This is a genomic window from Oryzomonas rubra, assembly GCF_008369015.1.
Taxonomy (GTDB): domain Bacteria; phylum Desulfobacterota; class Desulfuromonadia; order Geobacterales; family Pseudopelobacteraceae; genus Oryzomonas; species Oryzomonas japonica.
In genome coordinates, this window is sequence record NZ_SRSD01000009.1 from 68,359 (window position 1) to 84,936 (window position 16,578).

Sequence of the window (16,578 nt, forward strand, 5' to 3'; positions counted from 1 at the left end):
TTGCCGAAACAACACAATGGCGGTTTTACATCTTCGTGCTGCCGTAGCTGTGCAGCCCGGACAGGAACAGATTGACCCCCAGGTAGCAGAAGATGGTGGCGGCAAACCCGATGATGGAGAGCCAGGCGGCGCGCTTGCCGACCCAGCCGCGGGTGAAGCGGGCGTGGAGGAACGCGGCGTACACGAACCAGACGATGAGGGACCAGGTTTCCTTGGGGTCCCAGCTCCAGTAGGTGCCCCAGGCGTAGTTGGCCCAGGCCGCGCCGGTGATGATACCCAGGGTCAGGAGCGGAAAGCCGATCATGATCGCCCGGTAGTTCAGGTCGTCGAGCACCCGGATGGGCGGAAACATGCCCATGAGGCCGCCGGCTGCGCCGCCCCCGCTCTCTTCGCTCTTGGCCTTGACCAGGTACATGATGGAGATGCCACAGGCCACGGCGAAGGCCGCATAGCCTAAGAAGCAGGTGACGACGTGGTACAGGAGCCAGTTGCTCTGGAGCGCCGGGACGAGCGGTTCGATGCCGCTGTGCATGCCGAGCTGGGCCCAGGCCATGCCCAACAGGGCAAAGGGGACCACGAAAGCGCCGACGATACGGTATTTGTACTTCAACTCGATGAACATGTAGATGAGGATGATGGTCCAGGAGAAAAAGACCACCGATTCGTACAGGTTGGAGAGCGGCGCATGGCCGTACCCCATGTCGTAGGACTCTTTCCAGCGCAGGGCAATGGCCAGGGTCTGGACGGCGAAGCCGGCATAGGCCAGCAGGCTGCCGGTCAGGCCGATGGCCTTGTTCTTGCTGGCGAGGAATGCGAAGAAGACAACCATGGACGCCATGTAGGCGAGCGTTGTCACGTTGAAGAGCAGTGAACTTGTCATAAACTAGGTAACCTCCGCTAGATTTTCAGGTTTTTAAACTTGTCGGACAGCTCTTCGAACTGCATCTGGAATGCTGCCTGGTTCTTGCTGGCGTTGCCGTACATGCGGGCATACCCCTTGGAGACGACAATCCAGACCCGTTTGTGAGACATGAAGAAGGCGATGAACAGGCCGCACACCATCAGGGTGCATCCCAGCCAGACCACCCAGACGCCCGGGTCCTTGGCCACCTGGAGGCCGGTGTACATCTTGGCGTTGGAGCCTTCGTACACGACCTGCAACGCGTCGCCCCGCTGGGCATTGGCATCGGGGAAGTCCTTGAACACGATATAGGTCTGGGGAACCCCGCCCTTCTGAGTTACCTCGATCCTGGCGGCCGGCCCGGAAAAATTGGGCATGAACTGGCGGATATCCGGGGTCGTCTCCAGCAGCTTGAAGGTGGTGCCGTCCTTCAGGACGGTCGCCTGCCCATCCCGCAGGGTGAGGTGGTCGCTAAAACCGCCCGCGCGCGCCTGCACCGAGAAGGTGTGGTCGCTGCTCTCTGTGGCCTGGCCGTAACTGGACTGGTAAAAGGTGAACCCCTTGTAGGAGAGCGGCTCGTTCACCACGACCCGGACATTGGTGAGCCCCTTGACCGGCTGGCCGTTTTCCAGGACCGTCAGGATGCTCTTGAACTCCTTGGGCGCACCGGAGTCGTAGAAGGTGACGTTGAACTTCTCGCAGCGGACTTCAAACCCCAGGGGGATCTCGGCGCCGCTGTTGGTCTGGATGCTCGATATCCCGGTGCCTTCGACGATGGCGGCAAACCCCTTATATCCGAACAGCGATCCGAGGATGGCGCCGACGAAGATGACGAGGATGCTCAGGTGGACGACATACACACCCAGGCGGCACCAGGCGTTCTTCTGGGCAAAGAGATGGTATTCACCGTCCTGCTCAGTCACGACCGGAAGACCGAACTCCTTGCCGAGAAACTCCGCTAGGGCCTCGCGTCCCTTGTCGAGCGACGCCGTAATCTTGAGATCCTGCTTCAGGGAAAAGCCGTTGCGCTGACTTTCGCCCAGTACTAGGTTCGGTTCGCTGATGAATTTGAAGACGTGCGGCAGGCGTTTGATGGAACAGCAGATCAGATTGACGCTGAAGACGTACAGCAGCAGAATGAACCACCAACTGTGGTACATGTCGAAAAAGCCGAGCTTGGAATAGATTTGGAGCTTTACGGGGCTGATCGAGGCCACGTACTCCGGCGGCAGTTTACCCTGGGGCAGGATCGTGCCGATGATGGAGGTAAGGGCCAGGGAGATCAGCAGGGAAATGGTGAGTTTGAGTGAACAGAAAAAATCCCAAAGTGCCTGAGCGAAGCTGCGGTTGGTGGTTGCCAATGGTCTCTCCCGATCATGATGTCAACGGCCCGCCGCCCCGGGCGGCAGGCTTGATGCAGGTAACTTTAGCGCAAGAACAATAAAAAATGTACTCTTTTTTTTCGGAATCGTTCCGATTTACACCCCTGAGCATAAAAAAAGAGGGATAACAACAGGCTAGCGTTATCCCTCTCAAAGCTACGTTAAAACGATACGATCCGAATGATTACTTGTGGCACTCTTTGCAGCTCGTGGGGCCTTTTTTGCCTTCGGCGTGGCAGCCTTTACAGTTTTTGTGAGCCCATTCCTTGCCGAAGCCTTCGATCTTGCCCGGTTTTGTTTCATGGCACTTTTTGCAGTTGCCGACAGCAGCAACGTGGGCCTTGTGGGGGAACTTAACCCCTTTTTTCATCTCGATGAATTCAGGAGCGGCGAAGGCGGTGCCCGCAAACGCAACCAAGGCAAACAGCGCAACAACAACTTTTTTCATTTTATTCCTCCTGGGGAAAATGGTAAAAAACTCGCTAAAACTACTACATGGCAAAAAAGGATGTCAAGCAAAAAGCCCTCCGGCTCACGCCTCCCGGCCCGCCGCCTGCAGGGCGGCGTCCTTGCGTTCCACCTCGTCTTCCATCTCGCGGCGGTATTCTTTCAGCGCTCCGGCAAGCCGCACATCGTTCAGGGCCAGCATCTGGACGACGAACAGCCCGGCGTTCTTGGCCCCGGCCTTGCCGATGGCCATGGTGGCCACCGGAATCCCCCCCGGCATCTGCACCGTGGAGTAGAGGGCATCCACGCCGTTCAACGCCCCGCCCGGCATGGGCACGCCGATCACCGGCAGGATGGTCTTGGCGGCCACGACCCCGGCTAGGTGGGCGGCCATCCCGGCTCCGGCGATGATCGCCTCGATGCCCCGCCCGGCAGCTTCCGAGGCCAGGGCCATGGCCTTGGCCGGGGAGCGGTGGGCCGAGGCGATATGCATCTCATAGGGGATGCCGAATTTCTGAAGCACCTCGCCGGCCGTCTGCATGACCGGCAGGTCGGAATCGCTCCCCATGATAAGCAAGACTTTTGGTGAATCTGTCATTATATTCCTCCAGAATCCAATAAATGCTTTACTCCATAGGACTTATGGGTCCTATGGGACTTATACGTCCTATACAACCTATGGGTTCTATGATTTACCCGCGGTTGAGCGCCTTTTTCCCGATGTCGGTGCGGTACTGGACCCCCTGCCAGGTGATCCGTCCGACCCCTTGGTAGGCCCGTTCAATGGCCTGCTGCACCGTTGCCCCCAGGGCGGTGACCCCCAGGACCCGGCCGCCGCTGGTGACGCACGCGCCGTCCTTGGCTGCGGTGCCGGCATGGAAGACAACCATGTCGTCCAGTTCGGCCGCCTTGTCCAGGCCGCTGATCGCGTCCCCCTTGCGGTAATCGCCCGGATACCCCTCGCTGGCCATGACCACGCAGACCGCCGCCTTGTCGTGCCATTCGATGGAGCGTCCCGCAAGGTTCCCTTCGGCCACGGCCATCAGGACCGGCACGATGTCGGACTTCATGCGCATCAGGAGCGGCTGGCACTCCGGGTCCCCGAAACGGGCGTTAAACTCCAGGGTCTTGACCCGACCGTCCTTCACCATCAGCCCGGCGTACAGCACGCCGCGGTAGGGGCGTCCCTCGGCGGCCATGCCGTCCACCGTGCGGCGGAGAACCTCGGCCATGGCCGTGTCGTGCACCGCCTGGGTCACCACCGGCGCGGGGGAATAGGCGCCCATGCCCCCGGTATTGGGGCCTTTGTCGCCGTCGAAGACCGCCTTGTGGTCCTGGGCGCTGGCCAGGGGGATGATGTTCGTACCATCGGTGATCGCCAGGAAGGAAGCCTCCTCCCCGGTGAGGAACTCCTCGATGACCACCCGGGAGCCGGCGCTGCCAAAGGCGTTGCCGCTCAACATATCCCTCACGGCCTCCACCGCCTCGTCACGGGTCTGGGCGATGATGACCCCCTTGCCGGCGGCCAGGCCGTCGGCCTTGACCACGATCGGCACCCCGGTCCGGTCGATGAACGCCTCGGCCGGACCGACCTCGGTAAAGACGCCGTAGGCCGCGGTGGGTACGCCGTATTTCTGCATCAGATCCTTGGAGAACGCCTTGCTGGCCTCGATGATGGCGGCGTTCTTCCGGGGGCCGAAGACCTTGAGGCCATGTTCCTCGAAGAGATCCACGATACCCAGGGAGAGCGGTTGTTCCGGCCCCACCACCGTGAGGCCGATCCCCTCGCTCCGGGCAAAGGCGAGCAGCTTGTCCAGTTCGTCCACCCGGATGGGGAGATTCTCGGCCAACTCGCCGATTCCCGGATTGCCGGGGGCGCAGAATACCTTCGTCACCAGCGGCGACTGGGCGATCTTCCATACCAGCGCATGCTCCCTGCCCCCGCCGCCAACCACTAGAACTTTCATAGGGTTACACCTCAATCGGAAAATTTGCTTGGGTTGAATAGGACTTATAAGTCCTATAGGACCCATAGGTCCTATGAATTGCTCTTAATGCCTGAAGTGGCGCATGCCGGTGAACACCATGGCGATCCCGTGCTCGTTGGCCGCCTTGATGACCTCCTCGTCGCGCACACTCCCGCCCGGCTGGATGACGGCCGTGACCCCGGCCTCCGCTGCGGCGTCCACCCCGTCCCGGAACGGGAAGAAGGCGTCGGAGGCCAGCACCGTGCCCTGGGTCGGCAACAGGGCCTTCTGTACGGCGATCTTGGAGGAATCGACCCGGGACATCTGGCCGGCCCCGATCCCCACGGTCTGGTCACGGTTGGTAAAGACGATGGCGTTGGACTTGACGTGCTTGCAGACCCGCCAGGCGAAATCGAGGGACGCATACTCCGAGGCGGTCGGGGTACGTTCGGTCACCACGCGGCAGTCGGTCGCCCGCACCATTCCCCGGTCGCGCCCCTGGACCAGCAGGCCCCCCACCACCTTTTTGAGGTCGTACCCCCGGACATCGTACTCTCCCAGGAGCGGGATCTGCATCACCCGCACGTTCTTCTTGGCCTTGAAGATCTCCAGGGCCTCGTCGCTGTAGCCGGGGGCGATGACCGCCTCCAGGAAGGTGGAAGCCAGTTCCCGGGCGATGTCCGCATCCACCTGGCGGTTGAAACCGACGATGCCGCCGTAGGCCGAAACCGGGTCGCATTCCCGCGCCTTGAGGTAGGCGCTCAGCGGGGTATCGGACAGGGCCACGCCGCAGGGGTTGGTGTGCTTGATGATGACCGCCGCGCTCTGCTCGAACTCCTTGACCGTCTCTATGGCGGCATCCAGGTCGATGATATTATTGAAGGAAAGCTCCTTGCCCTGCAACTGCACGGCGTTGGAGACGCACGGTTCGGTAATGTCCTTCTCCACGTAGAAGGCGGCCGACTGCTGGGGGTTCTCGCCGTAGCGCAGGTCCTGAGCTTTTTTGACCTGGATGGTGAAGGTGGCCGGGTATTCCTGGGGCTCCTCGCCGAGGCGCGCCCCCAGGTAATTGGAGATGGCGCCGTCATAGGCGGCGGTGTGCTGGAAGACCTTGACCGCCAGGCCGTAGTTGGTTGCCGGAGAGACGGCCCCCTTGGACTCCTTCATCTCTTTCAGGACCGTGGCGTAATCGGTGCAGTCCACGATCACGGTCACGTCCGGGTAGTTTTTGGCGGCCGAACGGAGCATGGTGGGGCCGCCGATATCGATATTCTCGATGGCGTCCGCCAGCAGGCACCCCGGTTTGGCCACGGTGGCCTCGAAGGGGTACAGGTTGACCACCACCATGTCGATGTTCTCGATGCCGTGCTCCTTCATCATGGCCACATGGGCCGGGTTGCTACGCATGCCGAGCAGTCCGCCGTGCACCTTGGGGTGCAGGGTCTTGACCCGGCCGTCGAGCATCTCCGGAAACCCGGTGAACTCGGACACGTCCTTGACGGTCAGCCCCGCCTCGCGCAACAGCTTGGCCGTGCCGCCGGTGGAGAGGATCTCCACCCCGTAGTCGGCCAGTTGCTTGGAGAATTCTACGATGCCGTTCTTGTCGGAAACGCTGATGAGCGCCCTGGTGATCTTAGCCATGGTACCTAACTCCTTGTTTATTATCCTATAAGTTTTATGAGTCTTATGGGACCTATGAGTCCTATAAGTCCCAGTTTTTCCCTGTCCCTGTAGCAAAATCTAATAAGGGAAATCCATATGTTTCATGAACATGGTCTCGAACAGCGGCGTACCCGAGAGCGGCACCACCCGAAATCGCGTGCCGAGCCGTTCCACGGATTCGAAGCCGTCGTTCGCCGCCAGGGCCCGTTCGACACCGGCCAGCGCCCCTTCGGGGGTAAACTGTGAAATTTGTACCATGCCTGCATCGAAAATTCCAATGGTTTTAAGCCATGATGGGCGCAAAACGGCACCGAAAGAACCGGTCAGAAACACATCCCGCAGGCCCGGAAAAGGTATACCGGAACGCTCGGCCAGCACCTCCATGCCGGCCCGGATGGCCCCCTTTGCCAACTGGATCTGGCGGATGTCCCCCTGGGTGAGGAGCAATAGCCCCCGGGCGTCCCGGTGGATCACAAAGGCGCTCTCCCCTCCCTGTTCGATCACCCGCTGCCCCAGGTTCGAGGGGATCTCGGCGCTGGCGCGCAGCCTCCCCCCCGCTTCCAGAACCCCGCAGGCCAAAAGCTCCGTGACCAGCTCGATGGCGGCCGAGCCGCAGATGCCCACCGGCTCCCGGTTGCCCAGGGTGGCGATCTTGACCCGCTCCCCCTCGATGCGGATGGAGATGATGGCCCCCGGCAGGGCGGCCATGCCGCAGGAGAGGTTGCCCCCCTCGAAGGCCGGTCCGGCGGCGGCCGAGGTGGCCCAGATGGTTGCGCCCGCGGTCAGGGCCATCTCGCCGTTGGTGCCCATGTCCAGACAGAGTGCGGCCTCTCCCGGCTGGACGCCGTAGAGGAAGGCGACCGTGTCCCCGCCCACGAACCCGCCCGGCATGGGGAACAGATAGACCGAGGCCGCGCCGTCCCACCCCAACTCCCCTGCCGTCACCCGTTTGCCGCCGGTGAACAGGGGGCGGTAGGGGGGAAAGGCCAGCGTCTTCACCGGCAGCTTCAGCAGCAGATGCTGCATGGCCGGATTTCCGGCGATGGCGACCTGTTTCACCTCGCCCCACGGGACGCCGCTACCGGTACAGAGTTCATGGGCCAGGCGCAGCAGTTCGGCGCGGATCAGGCGAGCCATCTCCTGCAACGCCTCTTCGGAGTGGACCGCGGCTGCCAGGCGCGACACCACGTCGGCCCCGAACCGGCGCTGGGGATTCATGCTGCCGGTCATGGCAAGCCGTTGGCCGGTGGCGCGATCCATGAGCGAAGCGGCCAGGGTGGTGGTCCCCAGGTCCACGGCAAGGGCGTAGCCGGGCATCAGACGATCTCGATGGGATGGGACTGCCGGGGCAACACCAGGCCGACCTGGCGGGCAAAGATGCCGCGTTCCCCGGCCTGGGCCAGGAATCGGGCCGCATCATCAGGCGCCAGGGCGACGAGGAGCCCGCCGGAGGTTTGGGGGTCGAAGAGCGGCAGGAGGGCTTCGTCGCGGGAGTCCCGGCCGCTCACCAGGGGGGCGTAGTGGTCCCGGTTGCGGTAGCAGCCGGCCGGCACCATGCCGTCGCCAGCCAACTCGGTCACGCCGGACATGAGGGGGATGGCGTCGAGCCGCAGGCGGACGGTTACCCCGGCCCCGCGGGCCATCTCGCTGCAATGGCCGATCAGGCCAAAGCCGGTAACGTCGGTGGCGGCGGAGGCGTGGCACTCCCGCATCAGCTCCGCGCCGGCCCGGTTGGAGATGGTCATCCAGGTCGCGGCGTCGGTCACCGCCCCATCAGGGGCCATCTCCCCCTTGACGGCGGTGGCGATGATGCCGCTGCCCAGGGGCTTCGTCAGGATCAACTGATCCCCCGGCCGGGCGGTGGAGTTGCGGATGATGGCGGCGGGATCCACCAGGCCGGTCACGGAGAGGCCGTACTTCAGCTCGTCGTCCTCCACCGTATGCCCCCCCACCAGGCAGACCCCGGCCTCTTTCAGCACGCTGTTCCCCCCGGCCAGGATCTCTCCCAGGATCTCCCCCGGCAGGGAGCAGGCGGGAAAGAACACCAGGTTCATGGCGGTCACGGGACGGGCGCCCATGGCATACACATCGGAAATGGCGTTGGTGGCGGCGACGCGGCCGAAGGTAAAGGGATCGTCCACGGGAGGGGTGATGATATCGGCCGTCTCCACCAGGGCGCACTCCGGCGCAATCCTGTAGACCCCGGCGTCGTCGGAGGTTTCAGGACCTACAAGGAGGTTTTCGTCGCGGTAATCCCAAAGCCCGTCCAGGGCTTTCGCCAGGCCCGCAGGGCCCAGTTTCGCGGCTCAACCGGCGGCTTTTACCAGTTGCGTCAGCTTGATCATGACTTTCCTTTGTTTGTGCTATCGGTCCTATGGGACCTATGAGTCTTATAGGACCTATGGGTCCCAGCTAAATCATTTCAGGTAAATCCTGGGCACCCGTTTGCTGATGCCGCAGAAGATCTCGTAGGGGATGGTGCCGGCCAGGGTGGCCAACTCCTCGGCGTGGATGCAATTCCCCGCCCCGTCCGTCCCCATCAGCACCACCTCGTCCCCCACGGCCACGCCGGGGATATGGGTCACATCCAGCATGATCCAGTCCATGCAGACCGTCCCGGCCACCCGCGCCCGTTGGCCCCGGATCAACGCCTCCCCCCGGTTGGTGAGGGTGCGGGGATAGCCGTCGGCATACCCCACCGGCACGCTGGCGATCAGGGTCCGCTCGGCGGCGGTGAAGCGGCGGGCATAGCTGATGGTGGTGCCCGGCTCCACCCATTTCAGCATGGCGATGCTGCTTTTCAGGCGCATGACCGGCTTGAGGTCCAGCTTCCCTTGGAAATCGGGCGAAGGGATGGCGCCGTAGAGCACGATGCCGGGACGGACCAGGTTGCAGCCGGCATTGTCCCGGAGCAGGGCCGCGGCGCTGTTGGCGATGTGGACGTAGCGCGGGGAGAAGCCGGCCTTGCGGGCCTCGGCGACCACCCAGGAGAAGCGCTCGGCCTGGATGCGGGTGAAATGCTGGCCCGATTCGTCCAGTTCATCGGCGCTGGCGAAATGGGAGACGATCCCCTCCAGGGTGATGTTGGGCAGCTTCTTCAATTCGTTCAGGAACGCGGGGGCCTCGGCGTAGGTGATCCCCAGGCGCCCCATGCCGGTGTCGATCTTGAGATGGACCTGGGCCTTGCGAAAGAGCTTGCCGGCGGCCAAGTTAAGCGCCTGGGCCTGCTCCAGGGTAAAGAGGGCGGTGGAGATGTTGTAGCCGATGCATTTGCGCTCCTGACCCGGATACACCCCGCCCAACAGCAGGATCGGCTTGTCGATGCCGCTCTTGCGCAATTGAATCCCCTCGGCCAGGAAGGCGACGCCGAAGGCGTTCACCCCCAGCGCCTCCAGTTCGCGGCTGATGTCCATGAAGCCGTGGCCGTAGGCGTCGGCCTTGACCACCGCCAGCATCTCGGTCCGGCGGGGAATGGAAGCGCGGATAAGCTCAAAATTATGGCGCAGTGCGTCGAGATCGATCTCGGCGAATGTGGGACGGCTGTCGTACACGACCATGACACTCCTTGGTTTCGGAATCAAAGGCGAGACAATGTCTTTAGAAGGGGTTATTACCACGTCCGGCCCTGGCTGTAAAGTGAAAGGGGGCCGCCGTTTCCGGGGCCGTGCCGGCTATCGGCGTTGTCGTTGCAGTTACGAGCCGGACGGGCACGGCAGACCATGAAATAAATTTAACTTTATTTCAAATTTTAAGGCATATCTTCAGGTTACATGGATGACTCCATGCCCAAGAGCACCATCGCGCTGACCGGCAAGGTCAAGGTCACCATCGGTCTCCTATAAAGCAGGGAAACGAAATTGTTTCCGATAGCCGCCGCACCGCCTCCAGCCTGCCGCTGCTGTCATGGGGATTGACAGGAACGGTTAAATCCAGTACCGTAGACACAATTACAAGGCCCTGGGGGAGTTCGCAAGAGCTGAGATGGTTCCTTTTGGAATCAGACCCTTTGAACCTGATCCGGTTAATTCCGGCGTAGGAAAGCGGCTTGCACGACTGTTCATCTTATCCATGAACCCGGCCGCCTGTATCACAACAGTGCGGCTTTTTTATTATCACGAGGGATATGCCATGGGCGACTGCAGCAAACGGTTTCGTCTCGTCATCAACAATACGGCGCAAACATTCCCGCCGGTTGGGGGCGTGTATCTGATCACCGACCAGGATGACAAGCTGGTGGAACGGGTGGGGATCGCCCTGCGTGGCGGTGTGGCGGTGCTGCAGTACCGCGCCAAGGAGAAAAGCCACGAGACCCGCCTGGAGGAGGGGCGCGAGCTGAAGCAGCTCTGCAAGCGCTTCGGGGTGACCTTCATCGTCAATGACGACATTCGACTGGCCAAGGAACTGGATGCGGACGGCGTCCACCTGGGCCAGGACGACGGCGGCATTGCCGAGGCACGGGAACTGCTCGGCCCGGGCAAGATCGTCGGCAAATCGACCCATAACCTGGACGAGGCCCTCCAGGCCGAACAGGAGGGTGCCGATTATATCGGTTTTGGCGCCATGTACCCCACCGACAGCAAGGTCATCACCCACATGCCGGGCACCAGCGGCCTGTGTGCCATCCGCGACCGCATCAAGCTCCCGGTGGTGGCCATCGGCGGCATCACCACCAGCAACGCCTGCCGGGTGATCGACGCCGGCGCCGACGCCGTGGCGGTGATCTCGTCGGTCCTGTCCAGTCCCCGTCCCGATATCGCCGCCGCCGAACTGAAACTGCTCTTCAACCGTACCTGCCCCTACCCGCGCGGCTCGGTCCTGACCGTGGCCGGCAGCGACTCGGGGGGCGGAGCCGGCATCCAGGCCGACATCAAGACCATTACCCTGCTGGGGAGCTACGCCGCCAGCGCCCTGACCGCCCTGACCGCCCAGAACACCAAGGAGGTTTCGGCCATCCACGGCCTCCCCCCTTCCTTTGTGGTGGATCAGATCACGACCGTGCTGGCCGATATCCCGGTGGACGTCATCAAGACCGGCATGCTGCACACCTCGGCCATCGTCTCGGCCCTGGCCGAACTGCTGGCGGAGCGCACCGGTTATATCCCGCTGGTCATCGACCCGGTCATGGTATCCAAGGGAGGCACGGCCCTGCTGGATCGGGACTCGCTCCACATCATGCAGGAGCAGTTGCTGCCCCAGGCCTACCTGCTGACCCCCAACATCCCCGAGGCCGAGCGCCTGCTGGGGAGAGCGATCCGCTGCGAGGCGGATATGGAACAGGCCGCCCGCGACCTGCACGCCCTCGGCCCGGCCAACGTTCTGCTCAAAGGGGGGCATCTCGCCGGCCGCCAATCCATGGATATCCTCTTCGACGGCTACGAATGCCGGGAATATGCGGCAGAACGGGTCTTCACCAGCAACACCCACGGCACCGGCTGCACCTACGCCTCGGCCATCGCCGCCTTCCTCGCCCAAGGGGAGCCGCTCAGGAGCGCCGTGGAAAAGGCCAAGGAGTTCATCTCCGCCGCCATCCGCCTGGCCCATCCCCTGGGCAAGGGGCATAGCCCGGTGAATCATTTTGCCGCCGCCCAGCAAGGCGACCGCTGACCCATACCATCAACCCTTGATACGGAGCACGCAATGACCCAACTCGAATACGCCCGCCGGGGCCTTATTACCGAACAGATGCAGATCGCAGCCGCAGCGGAGGGGGTCCCACCCGAATTCATCCGCGACGGCCTGGCAGCCGGCACCATCGTCATCTGCCACAACATCAAACACGCCAACGGCAACCCGCTGCCGGTGGGGACCGGCCTGCGCACCAAGATCAACGCCAACATCGGCTCGTCTTCGGACGATACCGACATGCAGAAGGAGCTGGAGAAGGCCCGCACCGCCGTGAAATACGGCGCCGACGCCATCATGGACCTCTCCACCGGCGGGCCGGTGGACGAGATCAGGCGGGCCGTGGTGGCGGAGACCAACGCCTGCATCGGCAGCGTGCCGCTCTACCAGGCCGCCCTGGACGCCGTGCGGGTCAAGAAGAAGGCCATCGTGGACATGACGGTGGACGACATCTTCGCCGGCATCATCAAGCATGCCGAGGACGGCGTGGACTTCATCACCGTACACTGCGGCGTGACCCGCTCCACGGTGGACCGGATGAAGAACGAGGGGCGCCTCATGGACGTGGTCTCCCGCGGGGGTGCCTTCACCATCGAGTGGATGGCCTACAACCGCCAGGAGAACCCGCTCTTCGAACACTTCGACAAGCTCCTGGACATCACCAAGGAATACGACATGACCCTCTCCCTGGGCGACGGTTTCCGCCCGGGCTGCCTGGCCGACGCCACGGACCGGGCCCAGATCCAGGAACTGATCATTCTGGGAGAACTGACCCAGCGCGCCCAGGAGGCCGGGGTACAGGTCATGATCGAAGGGCCGGGGCATGTGCCCCTGAACCAGATCCAGGCCAACATCCTGCTGCAGAAGCGCCTGTGCCACGGCGCGCCGTTCTATGTCCTGGGGCCCCTGGTCACCGATATCGCGCCGGGATACGACCACATCACCTGCGCCATCGGCGGAGCCATTGCGGCCGCCGCCGGGGCCGACTTCCTCTGCTACGTCACCCCCAGCGAGCACCTGCGCCTGCCGGACGTGCAGGACGTGCGCGACGGCGTGATCGCCTCCCGCATCGCCGCCCACGCGGCCGACATCGCCAAGGGGGTCAGGGGGGCCATGGACAAGGACATCCAGATGGCCACGTGCCGGAAGAAGCTGGACTGGGAAGGGCAATTCGCCCTGGCGCTGGATGAGGACAAGGCCCGGGAGTTCCGCGCCAACTCGCCGGTCGCCGACCACGGGGCCTGCACCATGTGCGGAGAGTTCTGCGCCTACAAGGTCATGGACGACGCAATGAAACGCTGAGCGCCCGGCTGCCGTATTCACCGAACTGCCAAATATCACTTGACAAACCGGCGGCCACGCTTAGAATTAATTCCACATAAATTAGTAATTTACTGACCATCTGATAAGCGATACTACTAAACCGCCAGCGATGACGGGACGGATAGCCTATGGGTCTCACGGAGACAGCCGGGTGCCGAAAGATCAGATCCTGGGCACCCGTGTATGTTGTGGTGGCCAAGGGGGGTCAAAACCGGTTCCGGCCGTTCTCTCCCTTGGGGAAACGGCACTACATGGGGGTGCTGTATGGCGTTTTCCCTGAATCAATCCCTCAGCCACATCGAGATCAAAGAGCCCCATGTCGCCGAGATCTACCGTTCCTCCAACAGCGCCGTTCCAACCGAGGAACAGTGTCAGGGGCACCTGTGCGAGGCCTACGTCTGCACCGCCCGGGAAAACGATGTCTTTTCCGCGTATGTCGCTTTCTTCGATACGACCACCCACCGCCCCGTCATCTTTTCCACCACCTGCGATACCCGTAAGCACGCCGACCAGAAACGCCTCGTCAACGAAGCCCTGAAGTTCACCAAGTCCATGGGTTTCGACATGGAACCGGTGAAACTCGACTATAGCTCGGCCATGCGCCAGGTCATCATACACGGCATCAGCGTCATGCGCCCACCCGCCCCGCCCCGCGGCGGGAAGCAACCAGCCAAAAACGCCGCACCAGCCGTGGAGCCCCCCTCACCAGCCGCATCGCCCTCACCAGCCGCATCGCCCTCACCAGCCGCACCAGCCGCACCGCCCGTGCCCGATGTCCCGTCGACCGAGGTTGCGGCACTTTCCGCCGAGATTGCCGACCTCAGGACGGCGCTGAAGGATATGGAGCGTGCCAAGGCCGAAACCGAGCGGATGGCCGAGCAGACCGTCACGGCCATAAAGCAGGAACTGGAGAGGAACACCGCCTCGCACCGGGAGCGGGAGAAGGCGCTTCGGGAGGAGTTGGCCGGCAGAGAGCCGGAGGGCGCGCCGGAGAGCGGCGTTACTGCCGGGTTGCATGCAGAGTTGCAGGGCAAGGCCGAGGCGCTGCGCACCCTTGAGGATCTCCTCACCCAAGAGAGCGCCCAGCGCCGGGACGCGGAGACCAGAGTGGAGGAGTTGGACCGCCGCCGGGAACGGGCCGAAGAGGAGTCGGCCGACCTGCGCCGGGAACTGGACCGACTCCACCAGGACGCCGCGGCCGAACGTTCGAGCTCCGAGGAGCACCGTTCCAAGGAGGCCGCCTCACGGGCCGCGGAAGAGCTTGCGGCAACGGAGCGGGAGCAGGCCCTGCGGGATGAACTGGCGGCCGCCCGCCACGAGAACGGTGTCGTGCAGGGCACACTGATGAACGTCATGAAGGAACAACAGGTGCTGGTCAACGAACGCGAGGCGCTCAGGGCCGAACTGGCAGTCGTAAAGGAGAGCGCGGGCATCGCATGGCAGCAGGATCGGGAGGCCCTGGAACAGGAACGTGCAGATCTGCACGCAAGCGTCAAGCGGCTGGAAAAGGGCAAACGGGAGGAGCAACAGCGTTTCGAGACGCTCCTGGCCGAAAGGGAGCTTGAGCTGAAAGGCGCCCAAGCCGAACAGAAATCCCTTGCGTCCAAGCTGGAACAGGTGATGGGCGAGAAAAAGGTGTGGGACACCCTTGCCGGCAACTTCAAGAAAAAGGCCCACAAGGCGGTGGAACGCCTCAAGCGGGAAAAACAGGCCCTGGAGGAAAGACTGAAAGAGTTGGAGCACGCCCCCGCTCCTCTTGCTCCTCCCCCGCCACCGGTCACGTCCGTGTACCCTCTCTCCGCTTCCCAAGCGCCTCTGACCGTGGAGCGCCACGTGGAATCGCCCTTTGCGGCCCTGGGGCTGGTGGATACCGGCTCGGACTTTTCCGGGTTCAGCGGCTTCGGCGGCCCGTCAGCCGGGGGAGGAGGGGCAACCTTTCGCTATGCCCCGGACGTGGCGGTCATCTCCTACCATTCAGCCGACGACATTGTTGAGCTCTACGGTTCGGCCAACGTGGTCCAGGCAGCGCCGGAGGGGAGGCGGTCACAGATTTGCGGCGCCTACGTCTGTGTGGTTGAGCGGGAGGGGAAGGCGACCATCAACCTCGCCTGGCACCTGATCGACAGCGGCGAGGTCCTGATCTGCCTGCCGGAACAGCAGCCGGAAGCGACGGCAGACTACGCCCTCGCCCTGCAGGACGCCATCTTCTACTTCGAAAGCATCGGGTTCATGATGGACCGCTTCGAGTTGTCGCGCAATTCCCTGCGGCAGATCAAGGCACTGGAAAAGATCGGTATCTGCAGGATGGAGGAACCGGCAGTCGAGGCAAAAGAAGACGGGGATGGAGGGGCTGCTATACCTGCTGCCGCGTGACGTAGGCGCTGCTGCGCTGCTCGGCGAAGGTGAGGTGGGCGATCATCGCCTCCCGGGCGGTTTCCGCGTCCCTTGCCTTGATGGCCTCGAAGATGCGGCGGTGGTGGCTGAAGAGCAGGTGGTGATCGTCGCTGGTCAGGTAGACCGCACGCCAGACGGTTTGCTGAAACTCCTTCATGGCGTCGAACAGGCTCTGCATGAGGTGGAGCCAAACGATGTTGTGCGTGGCGCGGGCGATCACGATGTGGAGATTGGCATCCAGATCCTCGGAAGGCTTCAGGCCGTCCAGGTTGCGCTCCATGCCGCCTATGATCTCCTCCATGCGCCGCAGGTCCTCGGGCAGCGCCCGCTGGGCCGCATAGAAGGCGGTCCAGGATTCCATCCCCTTGCGCACCTCGATCACGTCCAGCGCCCGTTCCTGCTCCGACCGGATCAGTTCGGAGAGCGGGTTCCCCCCCGAAGTTTCCACCAGGGACAGAACCACCGTCCCCCCTCCCTGATAGGACATGACCAGCCCGGCCGCAGCCAGGATATTGAGCGCCTCGCGCACCGACGGGCGGGACACGCCGAACATCTCGGCCAGTTCGCGCTCGGGGGGCAGCTTGTCGCCGGGGGAGAACTCCCCCGACAGGATCGAGGAACGGATCTGTTCGGCGATCTGGGCCGACACCTTCTTGGGCTTTATGGGCTGAAATTTCATGGGGGTCCGATCATGCTGAAACTAAAATCCGCCACAGAGACACGGAGAAAAATCAGAAACAGAGGGATAAACTGTTTTTAGATTCATCCCTGTAAAATGGTTGTGTCTTTGACGTTCTCTGTGTCTCTGTGTCTCTGTGGCGGATTTGAAGTTGACGTTCTTTCCGGTTACCTAAAAGGGGAACCGTATACGGCCCCCCTT

General features: G+C 62.8%; 13 protein-coding genes and 2 riboswitches. Of the genes, 3 read left to right on the forward strand and 10 right to left on the reverse strand.

Annotated elements, in window-relative coordinates; translation table 11 throughout:
- Positions 1–25 precede the first annotated feature (25 nt).
- The 9 genes from ccsB to alr form a co-directional block, all read right to left on the reverse strand.
- Positions 26–880, reverse strand: coding sequence for a c-type cytochrome biogenesis protein CcsB (gene ccsB, locus ET418_RS14260; RefSeq protein WP_149308659.1), 855 nt, complete (start codon positions 878–880; stop codon positions 26–28).
- A gap of 17 nt (positions 881–897) precedes the next feature.
- The gene (gene resB / locus ET418_RS14265) at positions 898–2,262 is read right to left on the reverse strand and encodes a cytochrome c biogenesis protein ResB (protein WP_149308661.1); all 1,365 of its coding nucleotides are present in this window, start codon (positions 2,260–2,262) and stop codon (positions 898–900) included.
- Positions 2,263–2,467: 205 nt separating this feature from the next.
- Complete coding sequence (locus ET418_RS14270; protein WP_149308663.1) at positions 2,468–2,731, reverse strand: cytochrome c3 family protein; 264 nt, start codon at positions 2,729–2,731, stop codon at positions 2,468–2,470.
- An 84-nt stretch (positions 2,732–2,815) separates the two neighbouring features.
- Positions 2,816–3,328: a 5-(carboxyamino)imidazole ribonucleotide mutase gene (gene purE, locus ET418_RS14275; protein ID WP_149308665.1), complete on the reverse strand. Its 513-nt coding sequence runs from the start codon at positions 3,326–3,328 to the stop codon at positions 2,816–2,818.
- A gap of 94 nt (positions 3,329–3,422) precedes the next feature.
- On the reverse strand, positions 3,423–4,697 hold the full coding sequence (gene purD / locus ET418_RS14280; protein ID WP_149308667.1) for a phosphoribosylamine--glycine ligase: 1,275 nt from the start codon (positions 4,695–4,697) through the stop codon (positions 3,423–3,425).
- A gap of 84 nt (positions 4,698–4,781) precedes the next feature.
- Complete coding sequence (gene purH, locus ET418_RS14285) at positions 4,782–6,338, reverse strand: bifunctional phosphoribosylaminoimidazolecarboxamide formyltransferase/IMP cyclohydrolase (protein ID WP_149308669.1); 1,557 nt, start codon at positions 6,336–6,338, stop codon at positions 4,782–4,784.
- Between the two features lie 99 nt (positions 6,339–6,437).
- Positions 6,438–7,676, reverse strand: a complete 1,239-nt coding sequence (locus tag ET418_RS14290) for an ASKHA domain-containing protein (protein WP_149308671.1) — start codon at positions 7,674–7,676, stop codon at positions 6,438–6,440.
- A complete protein-coding gene (gene selD / locus ET418_RS14295; RefSeq protein WP_149308673.1) occupies positions 7,676–8,704 on the reverse strand; it encodes a selenide, water dikinase SelD in 1,029 nt (342 codons plus the stop codon). Before selD ends, ET418_RS14290 begins: the two co-directional genes overlap by 1 nt.
- 72 nt (positions 8,705–8,776) lie before the next feature.
- A complete protein-coding gene (gene alr / locus ET418_RS14300) occupies positions 8,777–9,910 on the reverse strand; it encodes an alanine racemase (protein WP_420819527.1) in 1,134 nt (377 codons plus the stop codon).
- Between the two features lie 398 nt (positions 9,911–10,308).
- Positions 10,309–10,415: riboswitch (TPP riboswitch) on the forward strand.
- Between the two features lie 72 nt (positions 10,416–10,487).
- On the opposite strand from alr, the gene thiD reads away from it, so the two are divergent.
- The 3 genes from thiD (at position 10,488) to ET418_RS14315 (ending at position 15,677) form a co-directional block, all read left to right on the forward strand.
- The gene (thiD, locus tag ET418_RS14305) at positions 10,488–11,963 is read left to right on the forward strand and encodes a bifunctional hydroxymethylpyrimidine kinase/phosphomethylpyrimidine kinase (protein WP_149308677.1); all 1,476 of its coding nucleotides are present in this window, start codon (positions 10,488–10,490) and stop codon (positions 11,961–11,963) included.
- Between the two features lie 33 nt (positions 11,964–11,996).
- Positions 11,997–13,283 carry a phosphomethylpyrimidine synthase ThiC gene (gene thiC, locus ET418_RS14310; protein WP_149308679.1) on the forward strand — a complete coding sequence of 429 codons (1,287 nt, stop codon included), beginning with the start codon at positions 11,997–11,999 and terminating at the stop codon, positions 13,281–13,283.
- Positions 13,284–13,388: 105 nt separating this feature from the next.
- Positions 13,389–13,463, forward strand: a riboswitch (cyclic di-GMP riboswitch).
- A 105-nt stretch (positions 13,464–13,568) separates the two neighbouring features.
- Positions 13,569–15,677, forward strand: a complete 2,109-nt coding sequence (locus tag ET418_RS14315) for a coiled-coil domain-containing protein (RefSeq protein WP_149308681.1) — start codon at positions 13,569–13,571, stop codon at positions 15,675–15,677.
- Here ET418_RS14315 and ET418_RS14320 read toward each other — a convergent pair.
- On the reverse strand, positions 15,658–16,377 hold the full coding sequence (locus ET418_RS14320) for a FadR/GntR family transcriptional regulator (RefSeq protein ID WP_149308683.1): 720 nt from the start codon (positions 16,375–16,377) through the stop codon (positions 15,658–15,660). The two genes, ET418_RS14315 and ET418_RS14320, sit on opposite strands and share 20 nt — an antisense overlap.
- Between the last annotated feature and the right edge of the window lie 201 nt (positions 16,378–16,578).

What these genes read in the sequence shown, in the direction of transcription:
- ccsB (WP_149308659.1), bottom strand. Translation starts at nt 880, where the DNA reads ATGACAAGTTCACTGCTCTTCAACGTGACAACGCTCGCCTACATGGCG.
- ET418_RS14270 (WP_149308663.1), bottom strand. Translation starts at nt 2,731, where the DNA reads ATGAAAAAAGTTGTTGTTGCGCTGTTTGCCTTGGTTGCGTTTGCGGGC.
- purE (WP_149308665.1), bottom strand. Translation starts at nt 3,328, where the DNA reads ATGACAGATTCACCAAAAGTCTTGCTTATCATGGGGAGCGATTCCGAC.
- purD (WP_149308667.1), bottom strand. Translation starts at nt 4,697, where the DNA reads ATGAAAGTTCTAGTGGTTGGCGGCGGGGGCAGGGAGCATGCGCTGGTA.
- purH (WP_149308669.1), bottom strand. Translation starts at nt 6,338, where the DNA reads ATGGCTAAGATCACCAGGGCGCTCATCAGCGTTTCCGACAAGAACGGC.
- ET418_RS14290 (WP_149308671.1), bottom strand. Translation starts at nt 7,676, where the DNA reads ATGCCCGGCTACGCCCTTGCCGTGGACCTGGGGACCACCACCCTGGCC.
- thiD (WP_149308677.1), top strand. Translation starts at nt 10,488, where the DNA reads ATGGGCGACTGCAGCAAACGGTTTCGTCTCGTCATCAACAATACGGCG.
- thiC (WP_149308679.1), top strand. Translation starts at nt 11,997, where the DNA reads ATGACCCAACTCGAATACGCCCGCCGGGGCCTTATTACCGAACAGATG.
- ET418_RS14315 (WP_149308681.1), top strand. Translation starts at nt 13,569, where the DNA reads ATGGCGTTTTCCCTGAATCAATCCCTCAGCCACATCGAGATCAAAGAG.
- ET418_RS14320 (WP_149308683.1), bottom strand. Translation starts at nt 16,377, where the DNA reads ATGAAATTTCAGCCCATAAAGCCCAAGAAGGTGTCGGCCCAGATCGCC.